Genomic DNA, 15,538 nt, shown 5'->3' with positions numbered 1-15,538 from the left:
ATCATTTGTTTTCGCTATAAATGTCTAAACTATAAGGTGTCTATCATTTCGGCACTGGGGTACCAACTTTTAGCTTCACTTCAATGTTGTTGCGCGTTGCCTTGGAATAGGGGCATACCTGGTGAGCGGCTTCGGCAAGCTCCATAACTTGAGCCTCCTCTAGGTCAGGCACAGTAACCTCCATTTCAACGGATAAATGGTATTCCTTACCCTCGCTATGAAGGGTGACATGTGCAGTCACCTGAGAATGGCTTGCATCGATTTTTTTGCTTTTGGCGATGCTTTTTAGGGCACTATGGAAGCATGCAGCATAAGCCGCACCGAATAGCTGTTCAGGATTCGTACCTTCTTCGTCGCCCTCCTTGGCTGTCCCAAGCTTCAGGTCGAATTTGCCATCTGACGTACGGACAAAGCCATTTCTTCCAGCGTGTGATGTAACATGAGCGGTATAAGATTCTGCCATTTTAAATGTCCCCTTTCAGATTTAGTTGCCTATTTGTTGCATGTATGAGGTTGGAGAATAGTTTGCCACAAGTCCCTTGCTTACCTGTAATAAATACCCGCGGAGCCGATTAATGAACCTTCCAAACGCTTTCCTGAGACAGCAGTATGTCCTTCCTTTTGCCAGTAATTACTCTAAATAGATATCATGATTGTCGTGGATGTCGCACCCTATACGTTTGTTGTGGTATGATGAAAGCGCTTGAATATATTCGGGGAGGATAGAAAGGAATGTCGTACTTATCCGTGAGTACTTGGAGCCTGCATCGGATGCTGGGACCCCTTAGGTGGACAGTGTGGGATGCCAATGAAGGCATGCACAAAATGAATGAGCAGGAACAGCCGCAGTTGTTAAGCTTGCTTGAGCTGCCGGCTGAAGCAGCGAAGCGTGGATACCAGGCTTTGGAGGTATGTCATTTTCATTTTCCTTCGACGGAGCCCGATTACTTGGAGCGATTGCGGGAGACTTTTATAGCAGCGGGCATAACGTTCGATACGCTGCTGTTGGATTACGGCAACCTGACGACGTTGGACGAAACGCGGCGGGAGGCAGACTTCAACCTCATCCGCAATTGGATAGATATTGCCGCAGGAGCCGGAGCCAAGCAGATCCGCGTCATTGCGGGCGAAGCAGACCCAGCAGAAGAGGGTGCAATCCGGCAATCAGCTTCAGCCTTATCAGAGCTTGCGGATTATGCAGCCGGCAGGGGCGTCCGTGTTATTACGGAAAACTTCAGATTGCTGACATCAACGGGTGCAAGCTGCGTCAACCTTCTCCAGCTTACCGGCGATAAGGTCGGAATGATCACGGATTTTGGTAATTTCAAATTGCCAAGCAAGTATGATGAGTTTCTTATGACCTTGCCTTATAGTGTATCCGTACATGCCAAAGCACAATATGACGAATACGGAATGCCGGATGAATTAGAATTCCTCAGCTGCCTTGAAACTGTACGGGCAGTAGGCTGCAACTGTGCAATCGTGCTGATCTATGATGGACCGGGTGACATGTGGGAAGGGCTAGAACGAATTAAACGAATTGTTGAGCCTTATCTGTAAGAAGTGGCCCATACGAAGAGAGTTAATCAAAAGCAAACAAAGCTAGTGATACTTACGAAGTCAGTTTCCACGAACAATCTTGCGACAATGATCACGAAAACTCTAAAGGAGGAATTTCAAATGAATTATCGTTCATTAGGAAAGACAGGCTTGCGGGTTAGTGAATTATGCTTAGGCTCGATGACGTTTGGGGAAGCAGCAGACCAAGATGAAAGCTTTCGGATGATGGACCGTTTTTCGGAGCAGGGTGGCAATTTTATAGATACAGCCAATGTATATTCGCGGGGTATCTCCGAGGAGATCGTGGGCAATTGGTTAAAACAGCAGAAGCGGGACGATTATGTAATCGCCACGAAGGTGCGCTTCCCGATGGGCGAAGGGCAAAATGACGGCGGGCTTAGCCGCAAGCATATTTTGGCTTCGGTAGAGGACAGCTTAAATCGTCTGGGCACCGATTATATCGACCTGTACCAGGTGCATGCCTGGGATCCGGCTACGCCGCTTGAGGAAACCTTGAGCACACTGAATGATTTGGTACGAAAAGGGGTAGTCCGCTACATAGGCGCAAGTAATTTCCGAGCTTGGCAGCTGCAAAAGGCGATATATACGAGCCGGCAGCATGGCTGGGAAGCTTTTGTCAGCCTCCAGCCACAATATAATTTGCTTTGCCGTGCGACCGAATATGAGCTATTGCCATTATGTACGCATGAAGGCATTGGGGTGATCCCTTGGAGCCCCTTACGGAGCGGCTGGTTGAGCGGTAAATTCCGGCGTGGCCAGCAGCCACAGGCCGACACAAGAGTGGGGTCGAATAAGGCAACATGGGATCGTTTCAATAACGAATCGACTTGGAATATTATTGACACGCTGCATACCATCGCTGAAGAGACGGACAAATCTCCAGCACAAGTAGCGTTAAATTGGATGCTCAGCCGCAATGTGATTACAGCACCCATTATCGGAGCCCGCAACGTTGCCCAACTGGATGATAATCTAGGCGGAAGCGGATGGTATCTAACAGAAGAGCAAATCGCGCGATTAGACGATATCAGCGAGCTGCCAGTCAGCTACCCTTACGACCTAGCTGCAGAAAACCAGCAAAGAAGAGGGCGGGCACCTGAGGTGTCCAAATAAGAATAGCATTAGGGGGATGCATCGTGCAGCCCTCTTTTTCGTGTATCGGCAAGCATCCAAAAGGTTTACAGCAAACGGCAATGGTGCTACCATTACCACGATACAGAAAATTGAAAGCTGTTGCGATGATAATAATGGCTTGTAATCGGCAGGTCTTGGACGTATACGAGATAAGGCACGAGGAGTGTGGGCAGTGGAAATCTGGAAACGAAATTTGTGGCTCCTGTGGGTAGGATGCTTTATTACGGCGGCTAGCTTTTCTATGGTCATTCCATTTTTGCCGCTGTTTTTGATACATATGGGCGTTAACGAGCATCTTGAAATGTGGTCAGGACTTATCTTTAGCTCTGCATTTTTGGCTGGAGCGATTGCTGCCCCCTATTGGGGAGCGATGGGCGATAAATATGGCAGAAAGCCGATGATCGTACGCGCGGGTTTTGTGCTCTGCGTGATCTATTTGCTTACTTCCCTAGTAACAAATCCCTATCAATTGCTGGGCTTGCGTGTGCTGCAAGGGCTGCTTAGTGGCTTTATACCGGGATCTATCGCCCTGATCGGAACGAATACACCTGAGGACAAGATGGGATATGCGATGGCGACGATTTCTACATCAACAGCAACAGGTTCGATTCTGGGCCCGCTCTTGGGAGGGGTTATAGCTAATATATTCGGCAGCCGGATTGCCTTCGCAAGTGCTGGTGTATTTGTGCTGATGAGCGCGTTGCTTGTCCTATTCTGGGTAAAGGAAGAAAAATTCGTGCCCAGCAAGGGGCGAAACTCCATTATAGGGTCTATGAAAATGGCTGCCAACAACCGCCCATTTATGGTCATATTAGGCCTTATGCTGCTTACCCAATTTTCCGTAATGACGATTGAACCGGTATTGCCCTTATACATTGTACAAATCGGAAGCTCTTTAGAAGATGCATCGCTAATGGCAGGCATTGTTTTCTCGCTTGTAGGTGTGGCTGGCGTGCTCTTTGCATCAAGGTGGGGAAAGCTAGCAGATAAAATCGGCTTCCATCAAATTTTATTTATTGGGCTATTGGCCGGAGGCTTGGGAAATTTGGCGCAAATCCCTTTTCATGATATATGGGGATTCTCGATTGTACGGTTTGTATATGGAGCTTTTTTCTGTGCGGTGTTCCCAGCCTTAAATGGACTAATTATTCGTACGACAGCCATTGAGTTTCGTGGACGGGCATTTGGGCTGAGCCAAACGGCGAATATGCTGGGGGGGATGCTTGGCCCTTTGGTAGGCGGGGCGATCAGTGGGATGTTCTCGATCCATAGCGTATTTTGGGTGACCGGTATCTTATTAATTATCGCCGCTGGTGCTGCCTATTGGTCCAAAGGCTCCGCCACACAGCGTGCTTATGATGCGTAGGGAGCTTTTGACCGAAGGCCAGACAAGTCCAGAAGCCATCACCGTGCCGTTCCTGCTATATCCAGGACTGGCAATGACAACTTCGCGGCAGAAGTTAAATACCGCCTCCTGCACAATGCCTCGATTTCCGAGATCTCTGTGGACACCGTTTGAGATCCTTCTTTTATCAAGATCCTGCTTGCTGTCAATGATTATTTGTTTATATGTAAATTGTATGTCAGCTATGAGTAAAAATGAGAAAAAAGCGATATTCCGCCATCCTTCTGGCAAAAAAATCGCTTATTGGTAAAAAGCTTAAACTAGGCTAATTTGTCTCTCATAAAATTAAGAGTCTTGGCAAAAGCGTCCTGTGCAGGCTCGGCGCGGTAGGAGGCGCGGGTATCGTTACCGAAGGCATGGGGCGCGCCCTCATAAATTCGATAATCGAATGGCTTGCCTTGCTGCTCCATAGCCGTAGCAAAGGCGGGCACCTGGTCGGTGATTCTTGTATCCAGCTCGCCAAAGAAGCCGAGCATCGGGCATTGCACCTGCGCAGCCTGCTCCGCTTGCGGCAGGTTGCCGTAGAACACGACTGCGCCGCGCAGCTCCGCATCGCGCAGAGCGAGCTGGGCGGCTAACGCTCCGCCCAGGCAGAAGCCCACCGCGGCAACCGGGCGCCGCCGCGGACCGCTCTCGTGCGTGCGCAGAAAAGCTGCGCTGGCCTCGAGCGTGGCCACATACGCAGCCGCGTTCGCGCCGGCCGCGAAGATCCGCTCGAGCGTCTCGCCGATGGCACGGCCCTGCGCTTCGGGCAGCGCGGCCAGTGCCTGGCTCCGCGCTTGCGCATCACGCCATGCTGCCGGGGGCAGCGTATCGAGGAAACGCTTCGCATCCTCGATGCGCTGCTCCTGCAGCTCGTGCGGCTTCCCGCCGGCCTGGTGGAACAGATCCGGCGCGAAGGCAATAAAACCAGCCTTGGCGAAGCGGGCGGTTACATCCTGGATATGGGGGTCAACACCCCATATTTCCTGGATAACCATCACGGCCGGCTTCTCTAGCGGTGCCGGTCCTTCGGGAAGCACCAAGTAACCCGAAAGCTGCTGCTGGTCGCCATATTCGATCCATTCACTTTGCAAACCCATGCGCTCACGCTCCTTATCTCATCTATACTGCTAGTTATTGCAAGGTTAACTTGTGCCGTATTATCTGTCATTACTTAAAGATAAGCCAGTGGGGAAAGGAATACAAGCTTTGGCCTTGTTTGCTCTTTTGAGTGAGGAGTGCGTTATCAAAGTTTGAAGTTGGAAAGTAATAGGGTAAGAAAGAGGAGAACATAACCAAACTAATGCGCATCAACAGGAGGGAATAATAATGGGACAATATATCCAGGTTGAAGACAAGGTAAAGCTATATGTAGAAGATATCGGTGAAGGCACACCTGTTGTGTTTATCCACGGCTGGCCGTTAAACCATAAAATGTTTGAGTACCAGTTTATTCAGCTTCCTCGTCAAGGCTACCGATGTATCGGCATTGACCTGCGCGGCTTTGGCAAATCCGATAGCCCATGGGAGGGCTATTCCTATAACCGGATGGCGGATGATATTCGTGCCGTTATTGATGAGCTGAAGCTGGAAAATGCTGTGCTTGCGGGCTTCTCAGTAGGCGGCGCGTTAGCTGTCCGTTACATGTCCCGCCATGCAGGCCATGGTATTTCCAAGCTTATACTGATGGGGGCGGCGGCACCTTCCTTTGTCCAAAGGGACAATTTCCCGTTCGGGGCTCCTGAGGAGCAGGTGGAGAATCTATTGGTCGCGACCCACACGGACCGTCCGCAAATGGTGACGGATTTCAGCGAATTGTTCACGGCTAATAGCGGCAGCGATAGCTTCGCAGCTTGGCTGCATCAGCATGGTGTAGATGCTTCTGCGCAAGGCACAGTTCGCGTGCTGGAATCGCTGCGCGATGAGGACTTGCGTGGAGATATCGCCAGTATTCATGTACCGACTGCTATTTTCCATGGGGAACAGGATAAAATTTGCTCTATTGAATTAGCCAAGCTGCTTCACCAGGGCATCGCCAACTCCAAGCTAGTCGTTTTCGAAGAAAGCGGGCATGGCATGCTGTTTGATGAGCCGCAGAAATTCAGCGAGGAATTAACCGGATTTTTAGCGGGGCAGCAAGTGCCGCTGGAAGCGATAACGAGTGAGGATGTTATATTAAACAGTGATAAGGTAATTCTATAATAGCTAGTGAGGCGGCATGGGCGGTTTCGGCGACTGTTTCCAAATAAAACCTCCATCTCCACTTGTAAGGTGGTTATGGAGGTTCTTTATTTTATTCTCTATTAGTCGTTTATTCGCCCCACCAGCGCTTCAAATCCTCCCACCACGTTCCTTTAGGTTTGACAGGCGTGCCAACGCTATCCTTTTTGGGCTGCTGCTCCGTGCAATATTGCGTTGGCTCCGTCCCTTGGATGAATGTTTCCAGCCGTGATTTTGGGCAATCCTCATTGGCTAATTTGCCTGAGATGGGGTCGATATTGACGCTAACTACGCCTGGGGGGATGGGAAACAGCTTAGGGGGCACGGATTCAAGCGCCCGCTCTGTAAATTCAGCAAAAATCGGTGCCGCCAGATGGGATTCGAGCGTGCTGATATTGCGGTCTTTATCATAGCCGACCCAGACGGCTGTCGATAGCTCTGGCGTATAGCCAACAAGCCAGGCATCGGTATTCGTCGTACCGGTTTTGCCGGCAACGGGACGCTTGAGCACTGCGGATACACGGTTGCCCGTGCCGCCTTGCTCGAACACGCCCTCCATCAAATGGGTCATCACATAAGTGTACGCAGGGTCAAAGACCTGCTCTTGGACGGGCTTCGCTTCATACAAAACGCGCCCAGTGCGGTTCTCGATGCGTAGGATCGCTACCGGATCGGTCCGCATGCCGCCACTGGCGAAAATTGCAAAAGCCGAAGCCATCTCGAAGGGGCTGACCGGGAAGGTGCCAAGCGCGAGCGAAGGCAATGGCTTCATAGGGCTGGTGATCCCCATTCTGCGTGCGGTGGCAATTACATTGTCGGCACCTACCTCGATAATCGAATGGACGGCAAAAATATTGTCTGATTTCGCAATAGCCTGCCGCAGGTCGATCCAGTTAAAATAAATATTGCCGAAGTTATTCGGCGTATAGCTCTGCCGACCATTGTCGTAGGAGAAGGTGGTCGGCTCGCTTTTGAAGCGCGTTAAGGGCGTAAATTGCTTTTGCTGCAAGGCAGTTATATACACGATCGGCTTGAACGCCGAGCCGGGCTGTCGGGTGTTGGCGAACACGCGATTGAATTGGTTCTCTGCATAGCTGCGTCCGCCGACCATCGCACGTACGTAGCCATTGCGAGGATCAATAGCAATCAGGGCTGCTTGTAGCTCCCCTTGCTTATCCATTTGCTCGGTGACAACCTGCTCGGCGATTCGTTGGGTGGTGGCATCAAGGGAGGTATACACCTTCAGTCCGCCTTCCTCGAACAGCTCCTCCGAAATGCCGAATTGCTCGGTTGCCAAGTTGCGCACATAGTCGCGGAAGTAACCGCCAATCGGCGGCTTTCTTGGCTCCAGAGCCAGGATATCCAGCTTATCCTTGCTTGCCTGGTCGGCTTCCTGCTGGGTAATCGCCCCGGCAGTGACCATCGTTTGCAGCACGGTTCCTTGCCGTTCCTTGGCGTTTTTGAGATCATAATAGGGTGAGTAATAGCGCGGGCCCTTAGGGATGCCTGCGAGCATGGCGCTTTCTGCCAGTGTCAAATCGAGCGCATCCTTGCCGAAAAATAGCCTTGACGCCGCTTGTATGCCGTAAGTGGAATGCCCGTAGTAAATTTGGTTTAAATATTGATCGAGAATTTCATCCTTGCTCATTTGCAGCTCCATTTGCACCGCATAGTAGGTTTCCTTGAGCTTCCTCGTCCATGTCCGCTCGTGCGTCAAATACATATTGCGGGCTAGCTGCTGCGTAATCGTTCCGGCGCCCTGTACCTTGGCCATATGCTGGAGGTTCACGACAGTGGCACGTGCAATGCCTTTGACATCAAAACCTACATGGTGGTAAAAGCTCCGGTCCTCAATAGCAAGTGTAGCTTGGATTAAATAGGGCGAGATCTCCTGGAGAGTAACGCTTTGACTGTTTCTGCCGCCGTTTAATGTCTCCAGAATTTCCCCGTGGATGTCAATAATTTCAGTGGATGGATCCATCTTGGATACAGGCAGCGCCTGCGAACGCATATATAAAAGAGCTATAAAAAGCACTGCTGCACCTACAATAAACGCGGAAAATACGAGTGAGCTTACTGTCTTTATACGTCGGAACCAGCTGGTTGGGGGAACTTCCTCGGTGCTTTGCCGCTGGGTACGTGAGGGGTGGTTGTTTGGCTCTTGGGACACAGCTATCCGTCCTTTCGGTTATTGCTACAAAAAAGTGCCTATTAGCAGTATGGAAGAAATTCCCGAACGCTAATCATCAAAAGTGCGTTTAATGTTAATTTATTTTGAACACGCTGTTTTTTGGGTTGTTTGAGGTTGCATTTTCGAGTGGATACACTATAATACAACTTGACGCATAGCTATTGGCTGTCTGTGCCAATTCACCCGGGTTTTGAGGAAATATCGGCTTGGGATTCGTAAAAAAGAAAGGTGAGGTTAAGATGGAATTGTGGTATACAGAGAAACAAACAGAGCAGTATGGGATTACGATGAAAATTCGCGAGACGCTTGTAACGGAGAAAACCGATTTTCAAGATCTTGCTATCATTGATACAGTAGAATTTGGGCGTATGCTTGTATTGGACGGGATGGTCATGACGACCGTTAGAGATGAATTTGTGTACCACGAAATGGTGGCACATCCTGCGCTTTATTCACATCCGAACCCTAAGCATGTGCTGATCGTGGGTGGCGGCGACGGTGGGGTGGTCCGTGAAGTACTGAAGCATCCTGAAGTGGAAAAAGCGGTTCTTGTCGATATCGACGGCAAGGTTATCGAATATTCCAAAAAGTATTTGCCGGAAATTGCCGGGGAATTGGACAATCCGCGTGTGGAAGTCATCGTAAACGATGGTTACATGCATATCCATGACCATAAAAACACGTATGATGTGATCATGGTCGATTCGACTGAGCCTGTAGGCCCTGCGGTTGAGCTGTTCAGCAAAGGGTTCTATCAAGGGATCTATGAATCGTTGAAGGAAGATGGGATATTTGTTGCGCAAACGGATAACCCGTGGTTTAAAGCGGATTTGATTCAAAGCGTGAACCGTGACGTTAAGGAGATCTTCCCAATTGTTCGCGTTTATTGTGCGAATATTCCTACGTATCCTAGCGGCTTGTGGACCTTCACACTGGGCAGTAAAAAATACGATCCGTTGCTCGTTGATGAAACGGCCATTCCGGAAATCGACACCAAATATTACAGCTCACGATTGCACAAAGCAGCTTTTGCGCTTCCGAAATTCGTTGAGGATTTGTGTAAATAGCTGTCGAAGCCATTCGGCTATTTCCTGAATCATGTATAAAGTAATTCGGCTGTTCCTAAATCATGTACGTATAAAAGGAAGTGTGAAGCATGCGATTAGATCAAGCTTACTCAGGAAATGTTTTTATGCTGAGCTCGGATAATTATGAAGCCTCGAAGGCTGTTATATATGGAATGCCGATGGATTACACCGTCAGCTTCCGCCCCGGCTCCAGATTTGGCCCGGCCCGTATCCGCGAAGTGTCCGTTGGACTTGAGGAGTACAGCCCTTATTTGGATAAAAGCTTGGATGAAATGACCTATTTCGACGCAGGTGACCTGATGCTTCCCTTCGGGAATGCAGCACGTAGCTTGGAGATTATCGGTGATTATGTGCGTGGGCTGCTGAATGACAATAAATTTCCGCTCGGCCTTGGCGGTGAGCATTTGGTATCCTGGCCGGTGTTCCGTGAGATGTATGCCAAATATCCGGATCTTGCCATTGTGCACTTTGACGCCCATGCCGACTTGCGTGAGCAATATGAAGGCGAGCCGTTGTCGCACTCTACGCCTTTGCGTAAAGCAGCCGGCTTGATCGGCGGCCGCAACATTTATCAATTTGGCATTCGTTCCGGCTCTCGTGAAGAATTCCAATATGCCCGTGAAAATATTAATTTTCATCCCTTTGAAGTGCTGGAGCCTTTGAAAAAAGTGCTGCCTGAGCTTGCAGGACGTCCGATCTATCTGACCATTGATATTGATGTGCTCGATCCTTCCTGCGCACCAGGTACAGGTACAGCCGAAGCTGGCGGTATTACCTCGAAGGAGCTGTTAGGGGCTATCCATGCCATGGCAGCAGCTAACCTGAATGTAGTTGGAGCCGATGTGGTTGAAGTCGCACCTGCTTATGATCCAACTGAACAGACGCAAATCGTTGCGGCTAAACTGATCCGTGAAATATTGCTGGGGCTTGTGAAGTAGAACTTTTCGAGCATTTCGAGCATACCCCGCTTTAAAACAGAAAAAAGAACCTCCGCCTGACTTAGGTCAGGGACAGGGAGGTTCTTTGGCTTATCTTTTGGGATCAGCTCATTGTGTGATGAACACCGATAGTCTCACTGCCTCGGGCGTCGTCACCCGCTACGTAAGGTGAAGACCGTTAGCTCTGGGCGGCACCAAAAGCGAATTGGCATAACGGAGACGCCAATACCTCGGTTTGTATACACCTGCAGCTTGCCTCCGCCAAGTGTGTAGTGGCCATCTGCATATTTGGAGCCGTAGGTGGGTGTATATATATGGCCATAAAAGGGTAGCCGCACCTGCCCGCCGTGGCTATGGCCGGATAGCTGCAAATCGACCGCATGCTGCACAGCAATGTCGGCAAAATCAGGGCAGTGCGAGAGCAACAGCGTAAAGGCATCCTTCGGTACGGATTTGAGCGCTTTTGGCAAATCGGGCTTGCCGTCCCACATATCGTCTACGCCGCTTAACCATATCGTCGAATCGCCACGCTTTAAGGGAATCGCTTCATTCATTAGCAAGGCGAAGCCACTGTCGACCAAGATGCGCTTGATATTCTCGGGCTCTTTGCCGTAATAATCATGGTTGCCCAGCACCGCCCCTTTGCCAAGCGGAGCTTGAAGCCTTGAGAGTGCCTCTACAGCAGGTACGGCATCAGCTCCTACTGTATTATCGAATAAATCTCCTGTAAAGCAGACCAGGTCAGGCTGAAGCGATTGAATGTGATCAATCAATTGATTTAATTGCTCAACTGTATGGTAGAAGCCCAGATGGACATCGCTGAATTGGACGATTCGCAGGCCTTCGAATGCCACAGGCAGCCGTTTTAGACGCAAAACCACTTCCTTTGTGTAAAGCCAGCCTGGTTCCGCATATCGGGCATACGAGTATCCGGCAGTAGGGATAAAAATAAGGGCTGATAGTGCATAAGCGCAACTTTTTAAAAAAGCTCTTCTTTTCATGAATATCATCCGTTCGTATGGATTCTTATAGCAACCGATGATTTTTGCGGAAGCTGCTTGGGGTGATTCCCTCCTGGCGCTTAAAAAGCTTTATAAAATAACTGCAGTCGCTATATCCAACTCTGCCTGCTACCTCGCGTACCTCAAGCTCCAGCTCTTGCAGCAGCAGCTCCTTAGCCTTGCGCAGCCGGTAACGGTTCAGGTAGGCGATCGGCCGGATGCCCAGCGTCTGTTGGAATAGCAGGCAGGCATGCTGAGGAGTGACACCTAGCTTGTCGGCAATTTGCTGTAACGTGATCGTTTCGTTATAGCTATTTTCAATCAGTGTAAACACCGGTGTCAACTGCTCCATATGCTGCTGTTTGGAGCGAACCTCCGAAGAGGAGGCGTGCAAGAATAAGTCCAATAGCAGCTCGTATGCGAGCGTCGAGCATTCCATACTGCGCAGCGGGTTTTGAGACTGGAGGGCAGTCAGAATCGAATGCATCAAACCTAGTGTAGTATCGGGATTGGTCAGGTAAAGCACAGTAGAGGCATTGAAGTGCATAGAGTCCAGCAGGCTTGCCATACAGGCTCCATTAAAAGAAACCCAGCGTACGGACCAAGGGGTGGTAATGGGCTCGTATTCATGTACCTCGTGAGGAAACAGCAGCATCCCCTGTCCCTTATGTACGGTATAGGTTTTGCCGTTGATGGATAGCTTGCCCGAACCGCCTAATGATTGGATCCATTGATAGTCTGGAAAGCCCTGCTCCCGGTTCATGAGCATCTGGTTATGCCAGCCGCCAGCACTTGTTACATATACAGGAAGTCTCAATTCCATCTCGGTTATGACGCCGAATATATTTGTAATCATCTTGTCTTGTCTCCCATGCGATTTGCGCTTGAATCTATGGTACCACAATGGGGGGCGCCCTCCCAAACCCTCCCTCTAGGGAGGGCCCCAAAGGGCTTTGCCCTCTGGACTCCCTCGGTGGTGAGGCTGCGAGTGCTCGGGGCGCTTCCGTCCTTACGGACACGCTTGGCTGTAGATGTGGTGCCCGTGGAAGGACTGCGAGTGCTCGGGACGCTTCCGTCCCTCCGGGACACGCTGGACTGTGGTGCGCTTGCCCTTAGCGCGGACTGCGGAGCGTTGGGAGGTCGCATCGTCCCTGCGGGACTGGCTGGTTTGGTTTTCGGAGCTTGGCTCAGACCAAGAGCGGGTCAGGCATCCGCGTCCTGTAAGTGGCGCCTTGCCTGACAGTAAGCGAGCCTCCCGCCAAACAAGCCTTTATCGTGGTCCAGGGGGCGCAACCCTTGGGGTCCCCTTTTAGGGGATTTAGGGGTAGTATATTAGGAAAAGGGGGTTCTTTATGGGGGAATCGGTGAAAGTGAAGATACAGATTGAAAGCTATATAGATGAGGATCCGGGGATTAAGCAGGATATGGAGGGCGATTTGTACCTTAAAGGGAACCATTATTATTTGCGGTACAAGGAAGCGGACCCGGAGATGGCGGGAACTACAACCTTGATTAAGCTGGAAGATGGGCTTGTACGTATTATTCGCCAAGGCAGTGTTCGTTCGGAGCAAACCTTTAAAGCGGGGCAGCGGTTAAAAGGATACTATGACGCCCCGCAAGGTAAGCTGGAATTGGAGACGGATACCGAGCAATTAACATTAGAATTGGAGCAAGGGCTTGGTACTGTAGAGTGGAGCTATAGCTTATTCGTAATGGGAGAAAAGGCTGGTGACTACCGGTTAAGGTTAACGGTGGGGAGGCTCCCGTTACGACTTATTTGAAACAAGGATCGGCTTGATTACGGCGCTAACCGCTCTTAAGGCGTGGATTTCCCTAATGCCCATACCGGGCTTAAGCAGTAGCCGGGCATGCCTTTTGACGATGGTCTTGATCTGGGTAGGATTCAATCCGGGTCTTCGGGACAGCATCAGGGCGATGACTCCGGAAACATGGGACGTTGCCATGGAGGTGCCGCTTAGCTCGTGGTACTTGCCTTTTAGCCAGGTGGAATATATTTTTTCGCCTGGTGCGTAGATGTCGATCATTTTGCTGATATTGCTGAAGGATGCGATTTTTCCGCGGCGGGTAGAAGCTCCAACGGCGATTACCTGGGGTAGCCTTGCGGGGTAATCGATCCTTTTTTGCTTGCCCTCATTCCCAGAGGAGGCTACGACGATTACGCCCGATCGAAAAGCATGGCGGACGGCTAATTCCAAAGCCTTGCTATAGGTTTTCATCCCAAAGCTCATGTTAATAATATGGATCTGGTTTCGCACACACCAGTCAATGCCGCCGATAATATCGGAGACGAAGGCACTCCCTTGGTGGTCGAAGGCTTTAACTGGATGAATAATCGCTTGCGGTGCGACACCAATGATTCCCCGTGGGCGAATAGAAGCAGCGGCAATGGTTCCCGCTATATGGGTACCATGGCCATTGTCATCGTTGGGCAGCAGGTGCCGGTTCACCAGATTCACTCCATAGGATAAGCAATGGCGCAAATCGGGATGGTTATAATCAGCACCGGTGTCGATAACTCCGATCCGAATGCGGTCTCCTTTGGATTTGGCCCATGCTTGTGGTGCGCGAATATGTTTAATGCCCCAAGGAACGCTAGCGGTATCACTGGGCGTGGCACTATTTAAAGGCTGCACAGCATTCACTACCTTGATCGAATGGACATTCATTTTAGCATCCACTTCGATCGAATGGGCAAAAGGGACTGGGGATAGTACTGCGGTTGTATTTAATGTGCAAGAAATCGCGTTGATCACAGCAAGTGGCTGTATGCCATTCAATAAGTCTGTATCTTTTGTAGAACGGTGCAGCTCGCGAATGCACGCGAAATAATCGCGACGGCTGGAGAAACGAATGATATGCTTGCAGTCGACGCTCTCTGCACCGTGCATGGCTGTCCGCAGCCATTTAACAAAAGTGGATGGTTCCATTTGGCCATCGCCCCTCCCGCACATCGTAATGCCTGATGTATCCTATGTGAAAGGGGATTGTGTGGCATGTGCAGATGGCCTTCTTTAAATAAATGGGTCCTTACCCGTGTCATAAAGGATCATGCATCATAGGATAAACAAAGAGAATGCTTTCGTTCTCTTCCCTACCCTTGTGGAGGGCAGCAGGGTGGACGCTGTTCAAGTCCCCGCGGATACAGTCAAGGCGAAGGGGATTTATCCTTCGCTTCTTAATAATCCTTTGAACAGACACTAGAAGCAGTTGCTTTTTTACATAAAATAAGGTTTACTATTAGGAGTATAAGGGATAATGAAATTTAGGCTAGTGAAATTGTTTGAGGGGATGTGCTTGGATGAGTGCGCAGTACACTCTAAAGGTCGGTGCAGAAAAAGCCAAGGAAATGCCAATGGTCGACCTTGCATTTGAAGTATTAAGAGCAGCGAATACACCTTTTTATTATCGTGACCTGATGGCAGAAATTTCGAAAATTAAAGGCCTGTCAGAAGATGCAGTCATGCAGGTAATCGCTCAACTATATACGGAAATCAATATCGATGGTCGCTTTGCGTGTGTAGGTACGAATTTGTGGGGCCTGAAGCGCTGGTACCCGATTGAGAAATCCGAAGATACTGTGGGTAGTGGCAAACGTCCGCGTATCATTAACGATGAAGACGATGATTTGGACGATGAGGATCTGTTTGCAGAAGAAGAAGATGTTTTTGTTGAAGAAGAGGACTTTGATTCCTTTGATAAGCCTGCTGAGGATGATTTTGAAGCAGAAGAGGAAGAAATCGAAGAAGAAACCGAATTTTCGGCAGAAGAAGAGATCGATGAAGAAGATGGCGACGATACCGATCTGGACGATGAAGACGCGGATCTCGATACAGATTTGGATACGCTAATTGAGGAAGAGCTTGAGGACGACGAAGAAGAAAAATAAGTCGAATCCCTGCTTGTTCACTCTTGACAGCACCCCTCGTATAATTGTAAACTATCTTTTGGGCTTTTGAAAAAGTATTCAATAGTAACTA

General features: G+C 49.8%; 15 protein-coding genes. 9 read left to right on the top strand and 6 right to left on the bottom strand.

The features are described 5' to 3' along the window. Positions 1-43 precede the first annotated feature (43 nt). On the bottom strand, positions 44-463 hold the full coding sequence (locus tag G9U52_RS19335; protein WP_166152294.1) for an organic hydroperoxide resistance protein: 420 nt from the start codon (positions 461-463) through the stop codon (positions 44-46). A 269-nt stretch (positions 464-732) separates the two neighbouring features. Here G9U52_RS19335 and G9U52_RS19330 point away from each other — a divergent pair, with 269 nt between their 5' ends. From G9U52_RS19330 to G9U52_RS19320, 3 genes are all read left to right on the top strand, one after another. Beyond that, positions 733-1,560 (top strand): sugar phosphate isomerase/epimerase family protein, encoded by an 828-nt coding sequence (locus G9U52_RS19330; protein WP_166152293.1) that lies wholly within the window; start codon positions 733-735, stop codon positions 1,558-1,560. A gap of 120 nt (positions 1,561-1,680) precedes the next feature. Continuing rightward, positions 1,681-2,694: an aldo/keto reductase gene (locus G9U52_RS19325; protein WP_166152292.1), complete on the top strand. Its 1,014-nt coding sequence runs from the start codon at positions 1,681-1,683 to the stop codon at positions 2,692-2,694. A gap of 193 nt (positions 2,695-2,887) precedes the next feature. Beyond that, the gene (locus tag G9U52_RS19320; protein ID WP_166152291.1) at positions 2,888-4,081 is read left to right on the top strand and encodes an MFS transporter; all 1,194 of its coding nucleotides are present in this window, start codon (positions 2,888-2,890) and stop codon (positions 4,079-4,081) included. Between the two features lie 299 nt (positions 4,082-4,380). On the opposite strand, the gene G9U52_RS19315 is transcribed toward G9U52_RS19320, so the two are convergent. Beyond that, positions 4,381-5,202: a dienelactone hydrolase family protein gene (locus G9U52_RS19315; protein ID WP_166152290.1), complete on the bottom strand. Its 822-nt coding sequence runs from the start codon at positions 5,200-5,202 to the stop codon at positions 4,381-4,383. Positions 5,203-5,431: 229 nt separating this feature from the next. Here G9U52_RS19315 and G9U52_RS19310 point away from each other — a divergent pair, with 229 nt between their 5' ends. Further along, complete coding sequence (locus tag G9U52_RS19310) at positions 5,432-6,304, top strand: alpha/beta fold hydrolase (RefSeq protein WP_166152289.1); 873 nt, start codon at positions 5,432-5,434, stop codon at positions 6,302-6,304. A gap of 109 nt (positions 6,305-6,413) precedes the next feature. Here G9U52_RS19310 and G9U52_RS19305 read toward each other — a convergent pair whose 3' ends face one another. After that, a complete protein-coding gene (locus tag G9U52_RS19305) occupies positions 6,414-8,492 on the bottom strand; it encodes a transglycosylase domain-containing protein (protein WP_375790266.1) in 2,079 nt (692 codons plus the stop codon). Positions 8,493-8,752: 260 nt separating this feature from the next. Between G9U52_RS19305 and speE the strand changes: the two genes are divergently transcribed. Next, positions 8,753-9,580, top strand: a complete 828-nt coding sequence (gene speE / locus G9U52_RS19300) for a polyamine aminopropyltransferase (RefSeq protein WP_166152288.1) — start codon at positions 8,753-8,755, stop codon at positions 9,578-9,580. Positions 9,581-9,669: 89 nt separating this feature from the next. After that, a complete protein-coding gene (speB, locus tag G9U52_RS19295) occupies positions 9,670-10,539 on the top strand; it encodes an agmatinase (protein ID WP_166152287.1) in 870 nt (289 codons plus the stop codon). Positions 10,540-10,691: 152 nt separating this feature from the next. Here the strand turns inward: speB and G9U52_RS19290 are convergent, their stop codons facing one another. Further along, complete coding sequence (locus tag G9U52_RS19290) at positions 10,692-11,540, bottom strand: metallophosphoesterase (RefSeq protein WP_243767442.1); 849 nt, start codon at positions 11,538-11,540, stop codon at positions 10,692-10,694. Between the two features lie 25 nt (positions 11,541-11,565). Then, a complete protein-coding gene (locus G9U52_RS19285) occupies positions 11,566-12,396 on the bottom strand; it encodes an AraC family transcriptional regulator (protein ID WP_166152285.1) in 831 nt (276 codons plus the stop codon). Positions 12,397-12,513: 117 nt separating this feature from the next. Here G9U52_RS19285 and G9U52_RS19280 point away from each other — a divergent pair, with 117 nt between their 5' ends. Beyond that, on the top strand, positions 12,514-12,780 hold the full coding sequence (locus tag G9U52_RS19280) for a hypothetical protein (protein ID WP_207953077.1): 267 nt from the start codon (positions 12,514-12,516) through the stop codon (positions 12,778-12,780). Positions 12,781-12,892: 112 nt separating this feature from the next. Then, the gene (locus G9U52_RS19275) at positions 12,893-13,321 is read left to right on the top strand and encodes a YwiB family protein (RefSeq protein WP_166152283.1); all 429 of its coding nucleotides are present in this window, start codon (positions 12,893-12,895) and stop codon (positions 13,319-13,321) included. On the opposite strand, the gene G9U52_RS19270 is transcribed toward G9U52_RS19275, so the two are convergent. After that, entirely contained in the window at positions 13,307-14,488 is a 1,182-nt protein-coding gene (locus G9U52_RS19270; protein WP_166152282.1) for a S8 family peptidase, read from the bottom strand. The genes G9U52_RS19275 and G9U52_RS19270 overlap by 15 nt on opposite strands. Before the next feature lie 371 nt (positions 14,489-14,859). Between G9U52_RS19270 and rpoE the strand changes: the two genes are divergently transcribed. Then, positions 14,860-15,447 (top strand): DNA-directed RNA polymerase subunit delta, encoded by a 588-nt coding sequence (gene rpoE / locus G9U52_RS19265; protein ID WP_166152281.1) that lies wholly within the window; start codon positions 14,860-14,862, stop codon positions 15,445-15,447. Positions 15,448-15,538: the final 91 nt, after the last annotated feature.

The sequence above is a fragment of the Paenibacillus agricola genome (genome assembly GCF_011440305.1).
Classification (GTDB): domain Bacteria; phylum Bacillota; class Bacilli; order Paenibacillales; family NBRC-103111; genus Paenibacillus_S; species Paenibacillus_S agricola.
The sequence above is the reverse complement of the archived record's forward strand: the minus strand, read 5'-3'. Positions and strand labels throughout refer to the sequence as shown.

What these genes read in the sequence shown, in the direction of transcription:
- G9U52_RS19275 (WP_166152283.1), top strand. Translation starts at nt 12,893, where the DNA reads ATGGGGGAATCGGTGAAAGTGAAGATACAGATTGAAAGCTATATAGAT.
- G9U52_RS19285 (WP_166152285.1), bottom strand. Translation starts at nt 12,396, where the DNA reads ATGATTACAAATATATTCGGCGTCATAACCGAGATGGAATTGAGACTT.
- G9U52_RS19290 (WP_243767442.1), bottom strand. Translation starts at nt 11,540, where the DNA reads ATGAAAAGAAGAGCTTTTTTAAAAAGTTGCGCTTATGCACTATCAGCC.
- rpoE (WP_166152281.1), top strand. Translation starts at nt 14,860, where the DNA reads ATGAGTGCGCAGTACACTCTAAAGGTCGGTGCAGAAAAAGCCAAGGAA.
- G9U52_RS19330 (WP_166152293.1), top strand. Translation starts at nt 733, where the DNA reads ATGTCGTACTTATCCGTGAGTACTTGGAGCCTGCATCGGATGCTGGGA.
- speB (WP_166152287.1), top strand. Translation starts at nt 9,670, where the DNA reads ATGCGATTAGATCAAGCTTACTCAGGAAATGTTTTTATGCTGAGCTCG.
- G9U52_RS19310 (WP_166152289.1), top strand. Translation starts at nt 5,432, where the DNA reads ATGGGACAATATATCCAGGTTGAAGACAAGGTAAAGCTATATGTAGAA.
- speE (WP_166152288.1), top strand. Translation starts at nt 8,753, where the DNA reads ATGGAATTGTGGTATACAGAGAAACAAACAGAGCAGTATGGGATTACG.
- G9U52_RS19335 (WP_166152294.1), bottom strand. Translation starts at nt 463, where the DNA reads ATGGCAGAATCTTATACCGCTCATGTTACATCACACGCTGGAAGAAAT.
- G9U52_RS19270 (WP_166152282.1), bottom strand. Translation starts at nt 14,488, where the DNA reads ATGGAACCATCCACTTTTGTTAAATGGCTGCGGACAGCCATGCACGGT.
- G9U52_RS19325 (WP_166152292.1), top strand. Translation starts at nt 1,681, where the DNA reads ATGAATTATCGTTCATTAGGAAAGACAGGCTTGCGGGTTAGTGAATTA.
- G9U52_RS19315 (WP_166152290.1), bottom strand. Translation starts at nt 5,202, where the DNA reads ATGGGTTTGCAAAGTGAATGGATCGAATATGGCGACCAGCAGCAGCTT.